This window comes from uncultured Psychrobacter sp. (genome assembly GCF_947500265.1).
Lineage (GTDB): Bacteria > Pseudomonadota > Gammaproteobacteria > Pseudomonadales > Moraxellaceae > Psychrobacter.
The window spans coordinates 60,839-85,023 of record NZ_CANMRN010000010.1 but is presented as its reverse complement, the minus strand read 5'-3'; the positions used below and the strand labels follow the sequence as shown (position 1 = coordinate 85,023).

Genomic DNA, 24,185 nt, shown 5'->3' with positions numbered 1-24,185 from the left:
AATAATGACAGTACGCAATAACAAGGTAATGATGATGAGCAACCGCATGTCTTCTGCTTTTGCCATTTCAGCACTGGCAGTCAGTATGGTGGCTGTAACTAATAGTGCTCATGCTACACAGCGCATCGATAATGTCTCTGTAGTGCAGACCGCACCTGCAGTGACGCAAATGCGTTTGGGATTTACAGGATTGCCAGTATTGCCTGCAGCCTATCAGCTTGATGACCCTAGTCGCTTAGTCCTAGATTTCGAACAAGTACAGAATGGGCTTGCTAGCCGCTTTAACGAATATAACATCGGTGCGATTAATGACGTTACTACGCTAAGTAGTGACAGTACCACGCGCCTCATTGTTGGTTTAAAAGAGTCAGGAAATTATACGACAGCGATTGAAGGCAATGATTTATTGCTGACCATCACTGACCCAAATCGTCCCGTCATTACTAGCGACCCGATTCAAGATGTGCTCAATAACAATAATAGTATGACAACGACCGCAATTGTTACGCCTATTGTTGAGAGCTCTACCGTACCAGTGGCACCTGTACGTACTACGAGCAAGGTTGTCGTGAAGAACGAAGTACCAGCTGATACGATGGTGGTCAGAGTCAATCCGCTTTTGAATCCTCAATTGGCAGCTTCACAAGTAAGTAAGCAGTATAGCTATGATGGGCTAAGCGCAGTCAATTTTTCAGCAGGTAACGACGGCGGCGGTAATGTCAGCATGGTACTTGCCAACGAAGCCATTCCAGTAGATGTGCAGCGTCAAGGTAATAAACTTGTCGTACGTTTGACTGGTAGTACGGTTCCGAGAAACTTACTACGCCGATTGAATATTAACAGTGGTCTTATTGGTAGTATTGATACCAAAAACCAAGGACAGAATGGCGTCGTCACCATTAACATGAATGACGATTATGAGTATCAAGCCTACCAATCAGGTAACCAGCTGAATATTGGTATTAAAAAGCCCGAGCTATTACGTGAACCGACGCTGGAAGAAAGAGTCTATAGTGGCGAACCGCTATCTATGGAATTCCAAGATGTTGAGGTTCGTAGTGTCTTAGATATTTTGGCGCAGTTTACTGAAATGAATATCGTGGCAAGTGATTCCGTTGCTGGCAACATCACCCTGCGTTTGATCAATGTTCCTTGGGATCAAGCCCTCGACATCATACTTAAGAGTAAAAATCTAGGCAAGCGTGAAAATGGCAATGTGATTTTGGTGGCGCCTTCTACTGAGCTCGCTGAGCAAGAAGCACGTGAACTAGAAGCACAGCAAGCTGTTCAATCTTACGCACCTTTGCGTACTGAGTATATTCGTTTAAGCTATGCAAAAGCACAAGATGTTTTAACCCTTATTTCGCAAGGTAGCGGCGCGACCGGTAATAGTAGTGGCCTCGCAAATCGTGAGGATAATAATACGTTGTTATCCAATCGTGGGACGGTAACGGTTGATGAACGTACCAATACTTTGATTATCAAAGACGTGGCTGATAGTATCGAAAATATTCATAAATTAATCAGCAAAATTGATATTCCTGTTCGTCAGGTCATGATTGAAGCACGTATCGTCAGTGCAACTGATACCTTTAGTAAAGAGATTGGTGTTCGCTGGGGTATCTTGTCAAACGGTGCAGCTAATAACCGCAGCTTATTGGTTGGTGGTAGCGATCAAACCTTATGGGATTTAAAAGATTTTGATGTAGAGACGACGACCGTAAATGGTCAAACAGTTTCTTATCCTTCGTATGATATTAGTCGCCCTGATAACTTAAACGTCGATTTAGGCGTTTCTAACCCAGCGGGTAGTATCGCCTTTGGTTTGCTCAGTATGTCTGATGTGATGCTCGATCTTGAGTTGTCAGCACTACAGGCGGACAACCGTGGTGAAGTTATTTCTACACCTAAGATTTTGACAGCGGACAAGCAGACAGCAAAGGTCTCTTCTGGTACTCAGATTCCGTATCAAGAAGCATCAGCCAGTGGTGCGACGACAACCAGCTTTAAAGAGGCTGCATTAAGTCTAGAAGCGACACCAAACATCACACCTGATGGTAAAATTGGTTTGCAATTGGTCATTACTAACGGAACGCCGACTATTATCAATAATCAGGTTGCCATCTCCGAGGACTCTATATCAACCAATGTTATTATTGAAGATGGTCAGACAGTGGTATTAGGCGGCGTCTTCAAAAACCGTACCAATAACGGTGTAGATAAGGTGCCTTTCTTAGGAGACTTGCCTTATATCGGCCGTGCCTTCCGTCGTGATGTACGTAGTAATAACAAAGAAGAGCTGCTGATTTTCGTAACTCCAAAGCTTATTAATGACGGTACTAGTCGTCTGAACTAGTCATAAAGCGATTAACTAATTGTTAAAAAAAGTAAGCCATAGAGCTTGCTTTTTTTATGCGCGCAATTAGGGATTTTAGTATTGCGATATCTATGTATGTACCGATGAATGGTGTGCTCTAAATTTTACTCACAATAATCACAGCTCATTACTAGCCAGAATAACAATGACGTTGTATCATACCTAATTTAGCTGAGTAAGTATTATGGGGCAGGAATTACCGTCGGTGTTTTTAGTGGGTCCGATGGGAGCAGGGAAGACGACAATCGGAAAACTGCTTGCCAAGCAGTTAGGTCGCACATTTGTAGACAGTGATTGGTATATTGAATCACAGACAGGTGCTGACATTGCTTGGATATTTGCCAAAGAAGGCGAAGCAGGTTTCCGTGAGCGTGAAACGCGTGCCATTGATGAATTGACCCAAAACTCTCAAATCGTATTGGCGACCGGTGGCGGTGCAGTTATGTGTGCTGAAAACAGAGAGTTTCTAAAACAGCGTGGCATCGTCGTTTATCTTAATGCACCTGTCGAGGTGCAGCTGGCACGTACCTCTAAAGACAAGTCTCGACCATTATTGCAGCAGCCTAATCCTAGAAAAATACTGCAAGATTTGTATAGTGCTCGCGATCCACTCTATCGCCAAGTCGCCCATATTATTATGCCTACGGGTCACACGTATCCACGCCACATGGTCAATCAATTGATGCAGCAGCTAGAATCATTCGTCGACTGCACTACCGACGCATCGGCGCACCAAGAAGATTAGTAATAGACTGGCAACTACGATTGATATGTAGACTCAATTACTTTTACCTCATTAGAAATGCTTTAGGAGTATCACATGGTAATGCCGTTTCATGATGGCCTAATAGTTCATACGCAAAGTCATGATTATCCTATTGTCATTACTGAAAAATCTACGACTGAACATAGCAGTATGGCGAAGCAAATCACGCCTTATATCAGTGGTCGTCAGGTTTTGATCGTCACTAATGACACTGTGGCACCTTTATACTTAAAAGTATTAGAAGATGAGCTAGCAGAGCAGTTTGTGGTAAAGGTGTGCGTACTGCCAGATGGAGAACAATACAAAAATCAGGCAAGTATTGATCAGATTTATGATGCGCTAATGACAGAACACTTCAATCGCGATGTGACACTTATTGCCCTTGGCGGTGGTGTGGTCGGAGATATGACTGGCTTTGCTGCTGCCAGTTTTATGCGCGGTGTCAATTTTATCCAAATTCCAACGACGCTACTGTCACAAGTAGATTCTAGTGTTGGTGGTAAAACAGGTATCAATCATCCGCAAGGTAAAAATATGATTGGTGCTTTTTGGCAGCCGCAAATGGTGCTTGCTGATATGAGTACGCTTAAGACACTACCTGCTCGTGAGTTGTCGGCTGGGGTGGCCGAGATTATTAAATATGCCCTTATTATGGATGAGGCGTTTTTAACGTGGCTTGAGGCAAGCTTGCCTGCAATGATGGCGCTTGACTTGGCAGTACTTGGTGAAGCTGTAAAGCGCTGCTGTCAGTACAAAGCCGATGTAGTGGCACAAGACGAAAGAGAGTCAGGTGTGCGCGCGCTATTGAACTTTGGTCATACTTTTGGTCATGTGATTGAAACGCATGAAGGCTATGGCAACTGGTTACATGGCGAAGCAGTAGCGGCTGGCCTGGTACAAGCAGCCGAGCTATCGCAAAAAATTGGCTGGCTAACTGATGATGAAGTTATACGTATTAAGCGTGTTTTAGAATTGGCAAACTTACCTATTACGCCACCAGATATCGATGTAGACACTGCTTTAGATTTGATGGGCCACGATAAAAAAGTGAAACACGGACAAATCCGCCTAATTTTGTTAAAATCAATAGGCGATGCGGTAATGACTAATGAGTTTGACAGCGAGCTATTGCATGAAGTTTTGTCAAAACATAGCGCGTAACGTCTCAAGAACTTATCGTTTATATATTTATACTAAAATCTCGTACTTATAGCCGACTGGTTAGCTGTACCTCTGTTTGAATAAGCATCTATATCATGCTGTAAAACATGTGTTTACCAAGGACCGCCTCATGGCAACATCAAAAACAAAAACGCGTACTGCTAGCCAATCATACAGTCGTCAAGCACTGATTTGGCTAATAGTGACCTTGCTTTTAGGGGTGGTCACAGCGTTAGTATGGATGTTTAGTCAAACGCCAGCCATGGGTGCCAAAATTGAAAATGCACCGATATCAGCGCCAGAGATTTTGAATGAAGAGTTTGAGCAACCATTAAAAGTTGAATCGCTACATGAGTTAGATACGGATGTGCAACCGATTAACTTTGATGCAACGATTCGAGATTTGCGCGATTATCCGGACGAGTTCAAAGACAAGCGTTATCTGCTAGCTAACAAAGGCAAGTGGACTGTTCAAGTAATGAATGTCGCTGAAAACGATGTGATTGTTAGTTACTTAGAAGGCCGTCAAGATCGCGATAAATTCGCTTATTTCCGTTATCTTGATGATGAAAAACAAGTCCGTTATATGCTGACTTATGGGATTATGAGCAGTCCGCAAGAAGCAGTAGGAGCAGCAAAGTTAATAGACTTTAAGCTACCTACAAATGTACGTGTACTGCCAGAAGAGATTAATCGGTATGTCAGTATCATTGATAATTATGAGCGTCCTGATCCAGTAAAAGATCTAAGTACAAAACGTACACGTGCCGTCGATTTAAAACCTACCAAGCGTGAAGTGCCTGCTCGTTTGCAAGAAGAAGCTGATGACGCCGCTGCTCAAGCAGCCAGTGCTAACAGTAATAGAGGTAACAAAGAAAGCAACAATAGTAGCACCGCTCAAGAGAGTATTCGTCAGTCGGTAGATACCTCTGCCACGTTATCTGTTAGTGAAGAGCGTACGGTTGGTGGTGAGACGCAGACAATATCTGAAGCATCTCCAAAAGACGAAAACAACGCAAGTAAGCCCGCGGCGTCAGAAAATAAAAAGCCTACGGCACCGACGGAGAACTCTACTAGTAAAAAGCCACCAGTCGTGCCAACGCCTAAGCCCCCTAGTAGCACAAACAACAATTCAAATGCTAATGGCAAAAGTGCTAACGCTAATCCTCCTAAAAATAATAGTGATAGTATAAAAGCGCTAATAGAAGACAAGAGTAATTAGTTTTTGCTTGATTAATTAAACCCACTAGCTATCTGGTCAGTGGGTTTTTTTAGCGCTATACAAAATAGTTTTATCGTCACAATAAGCGGCAAGCTACTATTGCTTAGTATTATCAAAGCCTTTTGCTAAATGTCACTTATATGGTTTACATTAAAATTTTAATAGCAGTTTTATTTGTCCTATAACCAATAGTAATAAGTCCTCTTACAATTTATGGCTGATGAATCGATAGAAAAGACTAGATTTTTCGACAATCATTAACTAATATAACTGTGGGCGACGTTCTGTATAGTTATCGTAAAAAATGTCTATTTAACAACTATTTAGTGGTTTTTTCTTAGTTTTTAGAGTTCTTTACTAAATATTATTGTCTCAAGCGCGGTTACTTACTATCTATAATAAGGTTATCGTAAGTGACGCAACCTCTCTTATTGTCACTCTTTTTAGGGTAAACAAAGTGCTTGAATACAGAGCGTCAGATATTCAAGATAAACAAGTGCACCGTTATTAAGTTATTGTATGCTTAGCTTTAAATGCTAGACATGACAACATAACAAATGATGCTTAAATGAATGGCATTAGATATCACTGATTGAGTAACTGGCATTTAAGGGCGTAGATTCTCCCGTTGCCAAGGGCTGCTACTTACTATCTTTTGATACACGGACCACATGTCAAGACATCAGCTAATGACCAGGAGGGTCAAGGGTTTTACTTTCTCTTAGAGTATGATGTCTATCGAGCATTGCACTATTTGCTAATTCGAACACACGAATATCCACTATCAGCCCGTTCTGCTTACGGGTACCAACTTATACTCCGCATTGGAAATGTAAGTTGCCCGTCTACTTAAAAGGACAAGCTATGTCAATGATTTCCTCACAAACACACCTGGCCACGCCAGATGATTTTTCTGATAATTGCGGTTTTGGCCTAATTGCCCATATTGAGGGTGAAGCGAGCCATGATTTGGTAAAAACTGCCATTCATAGTTTAAGTTGTATGACACATCGCGGCGGTGTTGCTGCTGACGGTAGAACTGGTGATGGTTGTGGCTTACTGTTGGCCACGCCTACCGATTTCTTTAAACAGATTGCTGACGAGCAGCAATTTGCTATTACGGACAACTTTGCTGTCGGTATGGTGTTCGTTAATTTAGATAGCGATAAAGCCAAGCATAGCCAACAAGTATTAAGCGATGAGATTACCGCCCAAGGATTAGAAGTGGCTGGCTGGCGTGATGTACCACTCGACTTGAGTATTGTTGGTGAGATTGGTCGTGAGACATTGCCAGACTTTAAGCAAGTGTTCGTTAATGCGCCAGATGACTTGGCAGCTGATGACTTCAACCGTAAGCTGTTTGTTGCACGTAAAAAAGCAGAGCAGCGTTTGACGGATGATGAGCTATTCTATGTATGCTCATTGAGTTGTCAGACCATTATTTATAAAGGCTTGGTAATGCCTTCAGATTTACCAGCGTTTTTCTTGGATTTGCAAGATGAGCGTTTGGCATCACATATCGTAGTATTCCATCAGCGTTTCTCAACCAATACCTTGCCGCGTTGGCCACTGGCACAGCCATTCCGTTATCTTGCGCACAATGGTGAGTTAAATACCATTACAGGTAACCGCAACTGGTCTAAAGCCCGTACGCCAAAGCTAAAATCAGACAAACTGCCTAACTTGAATGAGCTGACACCACTTGTAAATAGTACCGGTTCAGATTCATCAAGCCTAGATAATATGCTCGAAGTGCTTATGTCTGGTGGTATGAACCTGTTCCATGCGATGTCGATCTTAGTACCACCAGCGTGGCAGAACGTTGATAGCATGGATATGGATCTGCGTGCGTTTTATGAGTTTTACTCGCAGCATATGGAAGCGTGGGACGGTCCAGCAGGTCTAGTCATTCAAGATGGACGCTATGCGGTCTGTATGCTCGATAGAAACGGTCTGCGCCCATCACGTTGGGTAACTACCAAGAACGGCTATATCACTGTTGCATCAGAAGTTGGCGTTTGGGATTACGAGCCGCAAGACGTGCTGGCAAAAGGTCGCGTTGGACCTGGTCAAATGCTGGTCATTGATACGTTGACTGGTCAAATTTTAGATACGACTGCTATTGCAACTTTACTAAAAACGGCGCATCCATATCGCAAATGGTTGCGTGAAGAAGCGACGCGTGTTCGTGATGATGAGCGTCTAGAAGAGACATTAGCAACGCAAGCGTGCCGCGGTGATAAGCTAAAAGCGCTACAAAAGATGTATCACATCACCAATGAAGAGCGTACAGAAATCATTCGCCCTAATGCTGAAAATGGTCAAGAACCAGTCGGTTCAATGGGTGACGATACGCCAATGGCTGTACTGTCGCAGCAAATTCGCCATGTCGGTGATTTCTTCCGCCAACAGTTTGCACAGGTGACCAATCCGCCAATCGATCCATTACGTGAATCAATCGTAATGTCGTTGCAGACCTGTTTAGGCGCTGAGACTAACGTATTTGCGCCATCTGCGAGAGACGCTCATCGTATTATTTTGTCATCGCCAGTATTGTCAGCCAGCAAAATGCAGCAGCTTGAAACTTTGGATGATCCAGCGTTCAAGATGACTCGCATTGATCTGAACTATGACCGTACTTTAGAACTATCTGATGCTATCGTCGCTATTTGCGAGCAGGTAGCAGATAACATACGCTCGGGTAATACGTTGATTGTCTTGTCTGATAAAGATATCGATGCAGACAAAGTACCCGCCAATGCCATTATGGTTACTGGTGCTGTGCATCATTATCTAATCTCGCAAGGTATTCGTACCGATGCTAACTTAATCATTGAGACGGGTCTGGCACGTGATTCACATCAAATAGCGGTATTGATTGGCTTCGGTGCAACTTGTGTATATCCATATCTGGCATATGATGTCATTGATGATTTGGTCGCGACTGGTGAGCTACTCGGTGATCCGATTCAAGCCCGTGTTAATTTCCGCAAAGGCTTGGATAAAGGTTTGCTGAAAATCTTATCAAAGATGGGTATCTCTACCATTGTGTCGTATCGCGGCGCGCAGTTGTTTGAAGCGGTTGGCCTTTCAGAAGAAGTCGTCAATTTATGCTTTAAAGGCGTACAAAGCCGTATCAAAGGCGCTACCTTTGCAGACCTTGCTGCTGATCAAGCGCAATTGGCTGCCAATGCGTTTAAGCGACGCGCTCCTCTAGATCAGGGCGGTCTGCTTAAGTTCGTCTTCAACAAAGAGTACCATGCCTTTAACCCTGATGTGATTAACAGCCTGCATACTGCAGTACGTACTGGTGATTACGATAACTATCGCAATTATGCTGATCTAGTTAATAGCCGTCCAGTTGCTACTTTACGTGATTTGTTGCAACTGAAAACCGATAACAGTATCGATGTCAATGAAGTAGAAGATATCTCTGAAATCTTGACGCGTTTTGACTCAGCTGGTATGTCGCTAGGGGCGCTATCTCCTGAAGCGCATGAGTCGATTGCGATGGCTATGAATACCATCGGTGGTCGTTCAAACTCTGGTGAGGGCGGTGAAGATCCTGCGCGTTATGGCACATTGCGCAACTCAAAAATCAAGCAAGTTGCTTCTGGTCGTTTTGGGGTCACACCTGCCTACCTTCGTTCCGCTGAAGTCATGCAGATTAAAGTAGCCCAAGGTGCCAAGCCTGGTGAAGGTGGGCAGCTACCTGGTGGTAAAGTCAACGCGCTGATTGCACGCTTACGTTATTCGGTGCCAGGTGTGACTTTGATTTCACCGCCGCCGCATCATGATATTTATTCTATCGAAGATTTGGCACAGCTGATTTTTGATTTAAAACAAGTCAATCCAGATGCATTGGTATCGGTTAAATTGGTCTCACGTCCAGGTGTTGGTACGATCGCGACAGGCGTTGCAAAAGCCTACGCCGATCTGATTACTATCTCGGGCTATGACGGTGGTACGGCAGCGTCTCCGCTATCGTCTATCCATCATGCAGGCTCACCATGGGAGCTCGGTTTGGCTGAGACTCATCAGTCTCTACGAGTGAATGGGTTACGTGATAAGGTGCGTGTCCAGACTGACGGTGGTCTAAAAACAGGGCTAGATGTAGTAAAAGCTGCTATCTTGGGTGCAGAGAGCTTTGGCTTTGGTACCACGCCGATGATTGCAGTTGGTTGTAAGTACCTACGTATCTGTCATTTAAACAACTGTCCGACAGGTGTTGCTACTCAAAAAGCCAAGCTGCGTGATGAACATTTCATTGGCGAAGCAGAAATGTTGATTAACTTCTTTAAGTTTGTCGCAACCGAGACGCGTGAATGGTTGGCGGCGCTAGGTGTTCGTAGTATGGAAGAGCTGGTCGGTCGTACTGACTTGCTTGATATCTTAGAAGGTAATACGGACAAGCAGCGTCATCTTGATTTAACGCCATTGCTATTTAGTCACCCAGCCAGTGTGGGCAAAGCACAAACTTGTCAGGTTGAGCGTAATGAGCCGTTTGATAAAGGCTTGCTTGCTGAGCAGATGATTAGCGATATGCTTGTGAACATTCGCAAAGGGGCAGGCGGCGATTATAGCTATTTCGTTGGTAACTGTGACCGCTCTATCGGTGCTCGTATTTCTGGTGAGATTGCGCAAGTCTGGGGCAACCTTGGCATGAGCGATATGCCAATTAAGCTTCGTCTAACTGGTACCGCAGGACAAAGTCTAGGCGTGTGGAATGCTGGCGGTTTAAATATCGAGCTTGAAGGCGACGCCAATGACTATGTGGGTAAAGGTATGGCAGGCGGTGAGATTGTGATTTATCCGCCGAAAGACTCAAACTTTGTAGCACAAGAAACGGCCATCATCGGTAATACCTGTCTCTATGGTGCAACTGGCGGTAAGCTATACGCTGCTGGTACAGCAGGTGAGCGTTTTGGCGTCCGTAACTCTGGCGCACACGCAGTTATCGAAGGCACAGGCGACCATTGCTGTGAGTATATGACTGGCGGTATCGTCACGATTCTTGGACGTACTGGACTCAACTTCGGTGCTGGTATGACGGGTGGTTTTGCGTATGTACTCGATATGGAAGGCGACTTCTTTGACCGTTGCAACCATGAGCTAATCGATCTAAACCGTATTTCAAGCGAGCAAACAGAAGAGCATCGCATTCATTTGCAACAAGTGATTGAAGCTCATGTAGATAAAACAGGCAGTGCATGGGGTCAGACAATTCTGAATGACTTTGAGCACTATGTTCGTAAGTTCTATTTGGTTAAGCCAAAAGCGGCGAACATTGCAAGCCTTCTTAAAACTACCATGGCCGACCCACAATAGCCGATACGTAACTGCCTATCGTATCAATGGAATGCATTGATGGATTGTATTGATGGATCGGCAGTCGCTTTAATCAGGTTAGCCAGCGTTCCGTTTTTAGAGACGTTTTAACTCACAGGTTTTCAGCAGGTACGTGACAGCAGTGATATATGTCTTAGATTTTAGACAAACCAAACATCGCTGACTGTCGCCACCCACTGCAAAAGAGCCTTATATAAAAGAGATAGCACCATGGCAAAACGCTTAAAAAATAACTTCCAGTTTTTAGATGTACCGAGATTTGATCCAACCAAAAAAGACATTGCAACGCGTTCAACAGAGTTTGTTGAAATTTATAAACCTTTCGAAAACGAAGCTGTTGCTCAGCAAGCGCATCGCTGTCTTGAGTGTGGTAACCCGTACTGCGAGTGGAAATGTCCAGTACACAACTATATTCCTAACTGGCTAAAGTTGGCGACAGAAGGTCAGATATTTCAGGCAGCTGAATTGTGCCACCGTACCAATACCTTGCCTGAAGTATGCGGACGAGTTTGCCCACAAGATCGTCTATGTGAAGGCGCTTGTACGTTAAATGATGGTTTTGGTGCAGTTACCATTGGTAATGTTGAAAAATATATCAACGATACTGCGTTTGCACTTGGCTGGCGTCCAGATATGTCTGAAGTCGTTTGGACAGATAAAAAAGTCGCTATCATTGGCGCGGGACCAGCAGGTCTGGGTTGCGCGGATATTTTGGTCAGAAATGGTGTCAAACCAGTCGTCTTTGATAAGCGCCCTGAGATTGGTGGCTTACTGACATTTGGTATTCCTGAATTCAAAATGGAAAAAGACGTTATGCGCAATCGTCGTGTGATCTTTGAAGACATGGGTATCGAATTCCGTTTAGAGACAGAGATTGGTACAGACGTCACGATTGATGAGCTATTGGCTGAGTATGATGCGGTGTTTATGGGTATGGGTACATACACCTATATGCGCGGCGGCTTCGCTGGTGAAGAGCTGACAGGCGTCTACGATGCGTTAGATTACCTGATTGCCAACGTGAACCGTTGCAATGACTGGGAAAAAGACGCTGAAGAGTACATCGACTTTAAAGGTAAAAAAGTGGTGGTACTTGGTGGCGGCGATACAGCAATGGACTGTAACCGTACCAGTATCCGTCAAGGCGCCGAAAAAGTAGTTTGTGCTTATCGCCGTGACGAAGAAAACATGCCAGGTTCACGCCGTGAAGTGGTCAATGCTCGCGAGGAAGGTGTCGAGTTCTTATTTAATCGTCAGCCAACCGAAATCATCGGCTTAAATGGTAAAGTTAACGGCGTAAAAGTTGTTACTACTCAGTTAGGCGCACCAGACAACCGTGGTCGTCAACGCCCTGAGCCAATTCCTAATTCTGAAGAGATCATCCCATGTGATGCAGTCATCATGGCCTTTGGTTTTAGACCAAGTCCTGCTGATTGGTTCGAGTCTCAGCAAGTGGCGATGGACAGCTCTGGTCGCGTATTAGCAGCCGAAAAGCAAACCTTCAAGTTCCAGACTCAGAATCCTAAAATCTTCGCTGGTGGCGATATGGTGCGCGGTTCTGACTTGGTTGTGACCGCGATTTGGGAAGGCCGCGAAGCTGCGGAAGGTATTCTAGACTACCTAGAAGTGTAATACGCTAGCGCAATAGACTATTATTCATTCACACTGATGCAGTTCTCAATGAATAATTTGATAAGTCATTTTATGAACAGTCTTCAATAGCGTAGATTTCAATATAGTGTGCTAGGATATTTTTTATAACGCCTTTTACCTGTGAACAATAGGTAAAAGGCGTTATTTTTTGCCCGTCATTTTGCTGATAGAATATTAACTTATACTTACCGCTAGTTATTGAGATATTTTAATAATACTTTATTAGAATGTCTCACCTAAACATTCCACCCAAAAAGAGTAGCCTTGCGTGAAACCCACCCTTTATCAGCGTATCACTGCTCCATTTGTCGAACCCTATGTTCGCTACCAACATGCAGATATCCTACATGCCACCCGACTAGGTACGGCTGTGATACTGGCTTTATTGGTCAATAAAGTCACCAATCTTCCGCACGGTGAATGGACGACTATTACCGTATTTATCATTCTAGGGTTATTGCAATACCAAGGCGCTATTTATACCAAGGCTAAAGAGCGCGTAATCGGTACTTTATTAGGTATTGGTACTGCGCTTGGGGTGTTATGGTTTAATCAGAACGCAGGCGCATGGCTGTGGGTGGACTATGCCCTCATTGGTCTGCTCAGTGGCATTATTGGCTATCTAGCCGTCAGACAGCTCGGGTATACAGGACTGTTAACGGGTATCACTATGTTGATGATTGTCTCTGATTTAGGCAATAATAGCATTGGTCAAGACGGCATCTACCGCGCGCTAAATATCCTACTGGGGACAGGCGTTTCGGTAGCAGTGACGCTGATTTTGCCGCTAAAGTCGACCTTGATGTGGCGGTTCTTATTGAGTAGCAACCTTGACGCTTGTAGTAGCCTCTACGCGGGCGTAGGTCATCATATTGACGCAACGGATGGAGTAGTGGACGATTCTGTTCAAAAGTTAAACCCCGTGGCCTTTCCTGTTAAGGAAGTACCCGTTGATAGAGCGTTGGTCACAGCGTTACAACAGATCAATAAACGCTTGCTGGCTGTGCGTCCACATATTGCGGCGACTGCCAGTGAGTCAGGAATCGAAAAGGAAACGCTAGAGACGATTCAACGTACCCACCGTAATATTATTGGGACGATTGATTTATTGTTAAGTGCGGCTCCGCGCTTGGCAAATATCGAAATTGATGAAGAAAATCATGTTTTATTGGTACATTATCAGCATGAGCTAACCCAAGCGATGCAGCATATGGCAGCGGTATTACGTAGTCCAAGTGACGAAGTATTCCGGCCCATTACCCGTATTGCTGTCTCGGAGTATCCAAGCGTACAGCACCTAGCATTTGAGTGGCAGGGCTATTTTTGGTTGACACAAACCTTGCAGACTCAGTTGCAGCAGCTGAGTGATTTATTACAAACATCGAAGCCGCATTGGTTTGCTGCATCTGGTCTAGGCTATCAGCGCCGCGAGCAGCGCCGGATGAAAGAGCAGGGCGGCGAGACGGATTTACATTTATAACGTAAAAAAACGCTGACCATTTAGGATCAGCGTTTTTACTTTAGAAGACTACTTTAATTTTAAAGTACTAAATCAAAACTATTAACGACCAGTCTTTAGCTTATCCCAATACTGTTGATACACTTGCAACGCTTCGTCGCCCACATCTTCTTGGAACTCAGCTTTTGCCAGTACTTCTTTGGAAGGATAAATCGTTGGGTTGTTTTGGACACTCTCATCCATCAGCTCACGCGCTGCTATATTTGGTGATGCGTAGCCGATCTCTTCGCTGACAATTTTTGCATTTTCAGGACGTAATAAGTAATCAATAAATTTATGTGCTGCATCAACTTGCTTGGCATTTTTTGGAATGACAAAGTTGTCCATCCATAAGATAGCGCCTTCGGTTGGATACTTATAAACCAAGCTAGTCAAACCTTCGTCATTGGCCATGACTGCTTCGCCATTCCATGTCATACCAAGCGCAGTCTCACCTTCGATATATGGCATACGTGTCGCATCAGAGTTAAAAGTTTTGACGTTTGGCATCAACGTGGTGAGCTTATCGTAAGCGGCTTCGATTTCGTCAGGATTGCTACTATTACCTGAGTAGCCAAGAGTCAGCAGTGCCATACCAAATACTTCACGCACGTCATTGGTCAGCATCACCTGACCCTTATACTTAGGATCCCATAGGTCATTCCAGCTATTGACAGTTTTCGGATCGACACTGTCACCGTTAATGGCTAGACCGGTGCTGCCCCACATATAAGGGATAGAATATTTGTTATCAGGATCGACTTTGGTATTAGTAAATGAGGTATCAAGGTTTTTGAAATTGCTCAATTTTGATTTGTCTAGCTCTTGCAACAGCCCTTCTTTCGCCATTTTTTCGACATAATAAGTCGATGGAATTGCTAAGTCATACTGACTAGAATCATCCAATAGTTTGAGCTTGGCATACATGGCTTCGTTAGAGTCAAATGTGGTGTAATTAACTGAGATGCCAGTCTCTTCTTCAAAGCCATCTAAAATTTCTTGCGGCATATATTCTGACCAGTTGTAAAGGTTCAGCGTCTCATTGCTCGCCGCAGCGCTGCCATCCGCTGCATTGTCAGAGTTGCTACAGCTGGCAAGCACCAAGCCGACAGCCACTGCTAATAATGCTTTTGGCACTATGCGACCGACACTAGCCGAGGTGTGAGTAGTTGGATGGGACGATGATAAATGGGTCAAAATATCTCTCCTAAATAAAGATAATGCAAATCAGAAAAATTCAATAAAAAAGCCAAAAAGATAAAAGTCTGACATGGCCAATAAAACTATTATGGTCATTAATTTATACAATTTAAAGGGTTATTATTAAGGCAGTGCTTGACAATACTAATAAAAATAGCCAGTTGGGCTAATGAGATGAGTAGCAAAACTAACTCAATGACAGCTAATTCTGAGTAGAATTGCTAGCGAGCTGCTAACGTCGAATCGAAAAAAGATAGTATATAACCATGCTATGATTGGCGCAGGCCGAAGTATGACGAACATCATCTATGCAGATATCAGCCTTTGGCTTTAAGACACCAACCATACCATAATAATAAAGGATACAGCACAATGACCGAAAGTACCTCAACTCAAAACGCCTTGAATAAAAACCACTCAGTTATACCAGCCTTGCTTATGGATAAAGTCGCCATAGTCACTGGTGCCAGTCGCGGGCTTGGTGCACAGATTGCACAGCAAATGGCAGCAGCAGGCGCTATCGTTTGCGTCAACTACCTCAATAGTAAACAGGCTGCTGAGGCGGTAGTGGCTGATATCATTGCGACAGGTGGCCAAGCATTTGCTTATCAGGCGGATGTGACCGATCTTGAGCAAGTACAAGCCATGGCAGCTGAAGTCACCGCTCGTCATGGTCGTATCGATATATTGGTCAATAATGCCTTGCCGAATTATCAGTTCAATCCAAGCGCTGCGTACACCAGTATAGAAACGGTGAACTGGTCGCACTTCTCTCAGCAGATGGATGGCATCGTTAAGGGTGCAGTCAATACAGTGCAAGCGGTATTGCCACAGATGAAAGCACAGAAAATGGGCAAGATTATCAATATCTCAACCAACCTTGTCTATAATCCGGTGGTTACTTATTACGACTATACGACTGCTAAATCGGCGCTAATAGGGCTGACACGTAACTTGGCATCTGAATTGGGGCAGTATGGTATCCGCGTCAATCTACTGGCAGGCGGACTTTTAAAGACGACTGATGCGAGTAGCCTGACGACAGAAGAGGTATTTGATTACATTGCGACTACAACGCCGCTACGACAAGCGACTTCAGTAGCTGATTTTGCCAATTCTGTATTGCTCATGGCATCTGATTTGAGTATGGCTATTACTGGACAATCTATCGCTGTTGATGGTGGATTGACCATGCCTTAATTGAGGCCTTAACCGGTGCCTTACGTTCTATTGGATTTGTAGAAAGAATGAAATGAATACTCGACAAGGTATTGGAATTATCACCGCTACAGTTTCCAGTTGAAACGTTTATATAAAATTAGACCATAATAAAAAGCCCTTACTAATCGGTTAGTAAGGGCTTTTTTTAAATGAACGTTAATTAGATGAATATTAATGGCTTTATGTGCCTGAACAGTCTTACGACTTCATTGCTAACTGATTAAGCACGGTTTGAATACCATACTCTTCGATCGTCCCAGTGATGAAATCAGCGCGTTCTATTAAAGCTGGCTGCGCATCTCCCATGGCCACAGCAAATCCAACCAAGTCGAACATTTCTAAGTCATTCATACCATCACCAAATGCAATACACTCGCTTGCATCTACCGCATAGTACTTGCATACATCTTTGATACCGCGAGCTTTTGATGCCTCTGCTGGTAATATATCAGCACCAATCTGATGCCAATGTACCAGCTTTAAATCATACTGAGCAAAATCGATGTCTTGCATCTTTTCTTGCTGATTATTAAAGAATACCGAGCACTGATAGACAGTATTTAATTTGTAGTACTCAGGGTCAAGGATCGAATTGGGCGTGACCGCATTGAACTCGCGTAAACGTTCATTTTCACCTGACCAAGCGATATGAGTGGCAGAGTCAAACTTATGAATCAAATCACTCTGTTGGCATAGGCGTACGATTTTATATGTCTGTTCAGCCGTTAACGGGTAGTGGCTGATTCGGCCGCTTTTATCAAAACTATATTGTCCATTCATACAAATAATGGCGTCCAATATATCTGCATCAAGCAACGCTAGAATGTCTTCAGGCAATATGGCTTTAGAACGACCAGTCGAAATCACTAGTTTAATATCGGTATCTGCAAGCTGCTCAAGCGTCGCTTTATTGTGTTCAGCGATAATGCCGTTACGGCTTAAGGTATCATCGATGTCAAAAAAAATGATTTTTGGGGTCGAGATTTTAGTAGTCATACTTTCTTTGGCAATCTTATCTTCGATAAACATGATGATCCTATTATTTTTAGTCGTGTAGATACAATGATTCAGATACTACTACAACATACCCAATCAGATAAATACCTATCGAGTAACCTATGATACTGCAGGCATGCTTATTGAGACAGTATTTGCATGTAGCCTGTAGAACCGCTCATTGTTTGTCCAGAGGATTAACAAAAATGCTAAACGATATGATTAACTTAACCGTGTTTATTTATTATAAGGTTATATTCAATTATCAAAATTAATCTACGAAACAAGATGGACTATCGTTATTAATGCAGCAGTTACCTAAAGGAATAAATATGAACTTTTTCACCTTAAAGTTGGTTACAGTTTTGGCAACCTTGGCTTTATCTACCAATGCTTTTGCAATGGATGTTAAATTTAATGATGCTGTTTGGGATGGCAAGAAAATACCTGAGGGGCAGCAATGTTTAAACTATGACGGTAAAAGCCCAGCCACACCTAGCATGACTGTTTCAAACATTCCGGCAGGCGCGGAAAGCTTGGTATTCGTCTATAACGATGTAAGCAACAAACGTATGCAGCATGGTGGCCATGGCATTGTAGAGTTCGCACTACCAGAGGGTGCTACGAGCGCAGAAGTGCCACGAATATTTGGTCATACTTACGAAGTACCAGTCGGTATTGAAATGGTCGCAGAATACCGTAACCGCAAAGGTGAGGCGGGCGGTGCATATAAGCCGCCTTGCTCTGGCGGCAAGAACCATCTGTATACGGTAGATGTACAAGCATGGCAAGGCGACTCGGTACTTGCTGAAACAACAGTTGAGATGGGACGGTATTGATACGTTAGCTATTCAATTAATATGCAACAGTTAGTATGCAACAAAGTCGTCTATACAAAACTGTTTATACATAGCGTATACGGCTTTTTATTGAGGGTGGGTTGTGTTTTACATACCTACAAATGCGTTAACTCAACAGACATTAAAGACCCTGATTGATGTTTATAATATTTGGCCAATAAGTAAACCTGGCTTTGTTATATAAGTGCGTTGAGGCAGGGCTATAGGAAAATATAGATTAGGCTTGTTAACTATTGGAATAATGCCAAGATACTGAACGTGACAACTTTGTAGTATAATTTTACTACTATGGATATAGGTATGCTATATCATTGAAACTTCTATGTTATAAATCTAAAAAAATCATAGCAAATGATAAAAAACGTTATTAATTATACTTTATCTTAAAGTATACCTTGATTTGAATGAATTATTTTATAAATAAGGTTTCTTATGAACATAACGACAAGCCAACCTTCAGAAGATAGAAAAAGGCATGGTGAACATATTCTTATCCATATGACATATATCGCCAAAAATGTCGATCTAGATTCTGGGATTGAGCTGACTCGCGCACTTGAGTACTGGCGCAGATATTTTGAAGAAAACGATATCGTTTCAGCTTTAGTCATTAGTGAAGGTTATTTCGTTCAAAGTTTCCAAGGAACAAGACCTGCTATCAATACTGCCTTGGAAAAGATACTTGACGAGCATTCCACTATTGTTCCTAATATTGTGAATATAGAGGAAATTGAATCGCGCCAATGGAGTGGGTTTTTAGTTAAACATCTAACCTCAAGCGTTGAAGATGAAGAGCATGCCCTAAAGAACTTCTCAGCAGGCTCTGATTACAATCCTTATCTAATGAAAAGCTCTCAGATTGAAAGCTTCTTGAAGGCGGTTTTTGAAAATGCTGAATCTAATTAATTTTAAATGAATAGCATTTATTTCTTGAATATTTGCCTCTTAGAGTTGTTAGTAGTCACTTGTCCTAGCTTTCAACAAAAAGCCGTCCATACGTTTGTATAGGCGGCTTTTTGTTGAAAGTAAGTTAGCAGTATCGGTATAGGATGTTTTCTTAGCAACTGAATAAAATATTGGCGGATGTTCATAAGTGACTATTCATACTTGACTCTTGCAAGATTTAACTACTAAAAATTACCTAGTGATAACTGTTTTTATCATGTTATTACAAATTATAGATGACAAGAAACTGGTCAATTCCCAAGAGTTTTATTGATTATACTTTATGATAAAGTGTATATTAATTTATATACCTATTATATAAATGGATTTTCTTATGTATATAACGACCAATCAAACGTCAGAAAATAGGAAAAGACATGGCGAGCATCTGCTAATTAGCCTAACGTATATCGGTAAAAATATCGAAATGAAAACAGGTATAGAGTTGACTCGTGCTCTTGAACAGTGGCGAAGATACTTTGAGGAAAGTGGGCTAGTTGCAGCGCTTGTGATCAATGACGGTTACTTTGTTCAAAACATTCAAGGCTCAAGACCGGCGGTCAACGCTGCTCTAGCGAAGATAATTGATGAGCATTTCAAGATTATTCCTAATGTTGTCAAGGTGGAAGAGATAGAAGCGCTTCGGTGGGATGGATTCGTAACCAAACACCTGACGGAAAGTGTCGAAGATGAAGAATATGCCTTAAAAAGTTTCTCAGCGGGTTTTGACTTCAATCCTTATCTAATGAAAAGTACTCAGATTGAAAGCTTTTTGACAGCGATATTTGAAGATGGTTAATTCAGAAATTATAAATGCGTAGTATGCGCTCAGTATAAAGGCCATCTGCTCTAACTAGCATAAAAAAGCCGTCTATAAAGTATCTTTTGATTTAGATAATTTTTATATAAATAAGGTTTCTTATGCAGATCACTACCAGCCAACCTTTAGAAAATAGAAAAAGACATGGTGAGCATATTACTCTAAGCCTAACGTATATTGGCAGAAATAGTGACAATAATAATGGAATAGGGTTGGCTCGTCTGCTTGAGCAATGGCGAAGGAATAATGAAAAAAGTGGTGTAACCTCAGCGCTTGTCGTGAATGACAATTACTTTATTCAAAATATTGAAGGTCCAAGACCTCTTATCAATGAAATACTAGTAAAATTAATCAGTGAGTACTCTTACCTAGTACCCCACCTCAGTGAGATTGAGGAAATAGAAGAACGTAGGTGGGATGGGTTTTTAATAAAATATTTAACATCAAGTGCAGAAGACGAAGTATATACCCTAAAAAGCTTCTCGGCAGGTGCTGACTTTAATCCGTATCTAATGAAAAGCACTCAGATTACAAGCTTCCTGGAAGCGATCTTTGAAGATACCTAATCAAATAAGTCTTAAATAAGTTCTATATTCTGATTGGCGTAAAAAAGCCGCCTATACATTGTGTATAGGCGGCTTTTTGGTAAAAACATTGTGAGCTTTAAGTGTTAGCAGTTGTAGGGTGCATTCCACGCACCTTTTTGAAATTTTTTATATAATCAATACGTGAAACTTATCCTACATTAGCTAACCAGCCCTACGAGCTAAAAGCTTAGCCTACGCTTGCGTATGAATTAAATCCACTCATTTTTTACTTTTTTTGAATTCAAATATCTCTTGGAGTAGTAAATACTTACTATTGAAATAATTATCACTGTGGCTGCTAATATGGATATAGTTGGTAAAAGTATTTTTAAAATGACTTCAGATACAGGTGAATAAAGTTCGGATTTTGTGGTTCTGCCTGTGTAAAGCGTAAGCATAGTTACCATAATTGTCGAAGTTAATCCTAATATAGCACTCATTCTTGCATTTGAACGACGACGATAATCGTCTTCTTCAAGTTTCAAGTCAGAATATAGTTCATCTATATTAGTAGTATTAATGGAGGGCAAAATCAAATGGAGTAGACTGTCGCAATAATCTTGTTTAGTGTCAGAAGAGATAAAACTAGAGTCCATTATTTCTTTTATTAACTCTTCTGCAATCTGTTTAGGCTGGAAAACATCTTCTCTACTTACTTTATAGCGACGAGCTGTTGCACTTAGAAGAGAATCTAAAACCTCGTCGGTAGGAAATTTTCCTTCTGATATACCAGGGCGAAGTGCATATATTATCTCTCGATTTACAGCAAAAACCTTTTGCGTATATTCACGGTTATCTTTTTTAGCGAATAGATATCTTGAAATAAAAGCGACAAATAAACCGCTTAAGATTCCTCCTCCTATTCCTACAACCCAAACGTTATTTAAAATACTCATCAATCAATTTTTACCTTTAAAATCGTTAATAATATTAGTTATTATCCAGCTCTGAGCTTTAAAAAAGCTTGAGGTTCTTAATCATGTGTTATCTTTAGCCAACCACTTCAACACTCGTCACATTCTGAAAGCCTCTTGGCAACTGACCACCACGATTACCGCGAACACCCGTATAGTTAGCCAAATCATTTGGCTTGAGTGTCACATGGCGTTTGCCAGCAGTGATGACAAGACTGTCTTGCTGACTAAGTGGTGTGATAGCGAGTACCTCTTCACCGTCTTTCAACTTAATAAGTTTGTTCCCTTTACCGCGAGCCTGTTCAGGCAAATCATCAAGAGCAAATATCAGTAGATACCCTGCATTGGTCGCGACAGCAACATGATCAGGTGTCACACGCACATTGCTATTTTCACCTTCGGTATTAGCGGCCGTCTCTACTGGCGCATCGATACGTGCAACAGGGAGCAGTCGACTGTCAGTTGCTAGGTTAATGACGTTTTTACCAGCTTTTTGATTGCTATCGAGGTTACCAATGGTATTGATAAAACCATAACCTGCTGAACTAGCAAGGATAATGCGTTGCTCGTTATCACCCGTTAATAGCTGCTCAAAGCTAGCGCCTGCTGGCGGCTTTAACACACTGGTTAGCGGATCACCTTGACCACGCGCAGACGCTAAATTATGCGCATCGATACTGTAACTGCGTCCAGTGCTGTCGAGCACGTAGATTCGCTCGTTAGATTTGCCGCGCACGTGTGCTTGATAGCTGTCACCTGAGCGGTAACTCATACCAGCAGCATCGACATCATGACCTTTAGCGGCTCGAATCCAACCCGCTTTTGATAAGATGGCAGTGACCGGCTCACTCGGTACGAGGTCTGACTCTTTTAGTGCTTGTGCTTCTTCGCGCTCTGCTAATGGTGATACACGCTCATTGCCATGTTCTTTCATATCGGCGGTAAGCTCATCGATCATCAGATTGGTTAGACTGTCTGGATTGTCTAAGTACTCTTGAATGATGGCACGTTCGGCAGCGAGTTCATCTTGCTCGCGGCGCAGCTCAATTTCCTCTAATTTTGCCAACTGACGCAAACGAATATCCAAGATAGCATTGGCTTGAATGTCAGTCAGGTCATAGTCCTGCATCAAGGTCACTTTTGGATCGTCCTCTTCACGAATGATGCGAATCACTTCATCAATATTCAGATAAGCAATCAGCAAGCCCGCCAAGATATGCAAGCGTTTATCAATTTTATCGAGGCGATATTGCAGGCGGCGCGTGACCACCGAGCGGCGACAGATTAACCATTCTTCCAAGACTTCCTTTAAGTTTTTTACCTGCGGCTTACCATTTAAGCCAATCATATTCATATTGACGCGGTAATTGCTTTCTAGGTCAGTACTGGCAAACAGGTGACTCATGACACGATCGACATCGACTCGCGTTGAGCGCAACTCAAGGACGATACGGCAGGCATTTTCGTGATCTGATTCATCATGAATGTCGGTCACCCAAGGCAGCTTCTTATCAGTCATAAGCTTAGCAATTTGCTCTTGGATTTTATTACCTGAGACTTGGTAAGGTAGCGCATCGATGATGACGAGGTTCTTTTCTTTAGGGTCAACATGAAAGGTGGCGCGCATCTTATAACTGCCACGTCCAGTCTCGTACATTGCTTGCAAATCTTTTTTACTAGTGATGATTTCCGCTGGCGTTGGTAGGTCAGGCGCAGGTATCGATTGGGTAAGCTGCTTAATCGATAGCTCTGGGTTTTTAAGCAATCGAATAGCCGCACGTACCACTTCATTAAGGTTATGCGGTGGAATATCGGTTGCCATACCAACAGCAATACCTGTCGTACCGTTTAATAAAATATTAGGTAAGCGGGCAGGGAGGGTGGTCGGCTCTTGCATCGTACCATCGAAGTTATCTTGCCAATCGACCGTGCCTTGTCCCAATTCTGCGAGCAACGTATTGGCATAAGCCGACATTTTAGCTTCGGTATAACGCATCGCGGCAAATGATTTCGGATCATCTGGGCTACCCCAGTTACCTTGACCAGTGATGAGCGGATAGCGATAGCTGAACGGCTGTGCCATTAGTACCATCGCTTCATAACAAGCGCTGTCACCATGCGGGTGGTATTTACCCAATACGTCACCGACTGTACGGGCGGATTTCTTGGCCTTAGCAGAGGACTTTAGCCCAAGCTCGCTCATGGCATAGACGATGCGACGCTGGACAGGTTTTAGACCGTCAGCAATATTTGGCAACGCCCGATCCATGATGACGTACATGGCATAGTTGAGATAGGCCTGCTCGGTGAACTCTGCGACTGAACGAGTATCCATCGGCTCATTGGGAATAATTGGGGCGATCGTATGATCAATAACATCAGACATAAAATAGGATTCACTTATCAGTTTTAATAGGTATAGATAATTGGTTCAAGCATACAAATAGGATAGTGCTATCGTAAAGGATATTGCACCAATTAAAAAGACGTATGTCAGAATATACGACATCTCGTGACGTGCTTAAAACAAGCGCTTATAAAGGGCTTTTATAGTATGGTGATTCATAGCTTTTATAGATTAAGTTAAGTATAGTAAATCTAATATTTGTTTTTTAT

The 24,185-nt window shown here is 42.7% G+C and carries 16 protein-coding genes; 12 read left to right on the top strand and 4 right to left on the bottom strand.

What is annotated here, in order from left to right; genetic code table 11:
• Positions 1–4 precede the first annotated feature (4 nt).
• From pilQ to Q0788_RS12705, 7 genes are all read left to right on the top strand, one after another.
• A complete protein-coding gene (gene pilQ, locus Q0788_RS12735; RefSeq protein WP_298811265.1) occupies positions 5–2,356 on the top strand; it encodes a type IV pilus secretin PilQ in 2,352 nt (783 codons plus the stop codon).
• 205 nt (positions 2,357–2,561) lie between these two features.
• Complete coding sequence (gene aroK / locus Q0788_RS12730) at positions 2,562–3,122, top strand: shikimate kinase AroK (RefSeq protein ID WP_102093188.1); 561 nt, start codon at positions 2,562–2,564, stop codon at positions 3,120–3,122.
• A gap of 75 nt (positions 3,123–3,197) precedes the next feature.
• The gene (gene aroB / locus Q0788_RS12725) at positions 3,198–4,304 is read left to right on the top strand and encodes a 3-dehydroquinate synthase (protein ID WP_298811262.1); all 1,107 of its coding nucleotides are present in this window, start codon (positions 3,198–3,200) and stop codon (positions 4,302–4,304) included.
• Positions 4,305–4,434: 130 nt separating this feature from the next.
• Positions 4,435–5,526, top strand: a complete 1,092-nt coding sequence (locus tag Q0788_RS12720) for a hypothetical protein (protein WP_298811260.1) — start codon at positions 4,435–4,437, stop codon at positions 5,524–5,526.
• Positions 5,527–6,390: 864 nt separating this feature from the next.
• Complete coding sequence (gene gltB / locus Q0788_RS12715) at positions 6,391–10,854, top strand: glutamate synthase large subunit (RefSeq protein WP_298811257.1); 4,464 nt, start codon at positions 6,391–6,393, stop codon at positions 10,852–10,854.
• 231 nt (positions 10,855–11,085) lie between these two features.
• Complete coding sequence (locus Q0788_RS12710; RefSeq protein WP_298811253.1) at positions 11,086–12,507, top strand: glutamate synthase subunit beta; 1,422 nt, start codon at positions 11,086–11,088, stop codon at positions 12,505–12,507.
• A 289-nt stretch (positions 12,508–12,796) separates the two neighbouring features.
• On the top strand, positions 12,797–14,008 hold the full coding sequence (locus tag Q0788_RS12705) for an FUSC family protein (RefSeq protein WP_298811251.1): 1,212 nt from the start codon (positions 12,797–12,799) through the stop codon (positions 14,006–14,008).
• An 81-nt stretch (positions 14,009–14,089) separates the two neighbouring features.
• On the opposite strand, the gene Q0788_RS12700 is transcribed toward Q0788_RS12705, so the two are convergent.
• Positions 14,090–15,223 (bottom strand): extracellular solute-binding protein, encoded by a 1,134-nt coding sequence (locus Q0788_RS12700; protein WP_298811249.1) that lies wholly within the window; start codon positions 15,221–15,223, stop codon positions 14,090–14,092.
• Positions 15,224–15,598: 375 nt separating this feature from the next.
• Between Q0788_RS12700 and Q0788_RS12695 the strand changes: the two genes are divergently transcribed.
• A complete protein-coding gene (locus Q0788_RS12695; protein ID WP_298811247.1) occupies positions 15,599–16,426 on the top strand; it encodes a 3-oxoacyl-ACP reductase in 828 nt (275 codons plus the stop codon).
• Positions 16,427–16,645: 219 nt separating this feature from the next.
• Here Q0788_RS12695 and Q0788_RS12690 read toward each other — a convergent pair whose 3' ends face one another.
• Complete coding sequence (locus tag Q0788_RS12690) at positions 16,646–17,476, bottom strand: HAD family hydrolase (protein ID WP_298811244.1); 831 nt, start codon at positions 17,474–17,476, stop codon at positions 16,646–16,648.
• Positions 17,477–17,775: 299 nt separating this feature from the next.
• Here Q0788_RS12690 and Q0788_RS12685 point away from each other — a divergent pair, with 299 nt between their 5' ends.
• The 4 genes from Q0788_RS12685 to Q0788_RS12670 all read left to right on the top strand — a co-directional run bounded on the left by Q0788_RS12685 (position 17,776) and on the right by Q0788_RS12670 (position 20,634).
• Positions 17,776–18,282 carry a hypothetical protein gene (locus Q0788_RS12685; RefSeq protein ID WP_298811242.1) on the top strand — a complete coding sequence of 169 codons (507 nt, stop codon included), beginning with the start codon at positions 17,776–17,778 and terminating at the stop codon, positions 18,280–18,282.
• A 453-nt stretch (positions 18,283–18,735) separates the two neighbouring features.
• Positions 18,736–19,209 (top strand): BLUF domain-containing protein, encoded by a 474-nt coding sequence (locus Q0788_RS12680; RefSeq protein ID WP_298811241.1) that lies wholly within the window; start codon positions 18,736–18,738, stop codon positions 19,207–19,209.
• Positions 19,210–19,582: 373 nt separating this feature from the next.
• Complete coding sequence (locus Q0788_RS12675) at positions 19,583–20,047, top strand: BLUF domain-containing protein (protein ID WP_298811240.1); 465 nt, start codon at positions 19,583–19,585, stop codon at positions 20,045–20,047.
• A gap of 122 nt (positions 20,048–20,169) precedes the next feature.
• Complete coding sequence (locus Q0788_RS12670) at positions 20,170–20,634, top strand: BLUF domain-containing protein (RefSeq protein WP_298811238.1); 465 nt, start codon at positions 20,170–20,172, stop codon at positions 20,632–20,634.
• A 230-nt stretch (positions 20,635–20,864) separates the two neighbouring features.
• On the opposite strand, the gene Q0788_RS12665 is transcribed toward Q0788_RS12670, so the two are convergent.
• Positions 20,865–21,551, bottom strand: coding sequence for a hypothetical protein (locus tag Q0788_RS12665; RefSeq protein WP_298811237.1), 687 nt, complete (start codon positions 21,549–21,551; stop codon positions 20,865–20,867).
• A 94-nt stretch (positions 21,552–21,645) separates the two neighbouring features.
• Positions 21,646–23,955, bottom strand: coding sequence for a DNA topoisomerase IV subunit A (gene parC, locus Q0788_RS12660; RefSeq protein ID WP_298811235.1), 2,310 nt, complete (start codon positions 23,953–23,955; stop codon positions 21,646–21,648).
• Positions 23,956–24,185: the final 230 nt, after the last annotated feature.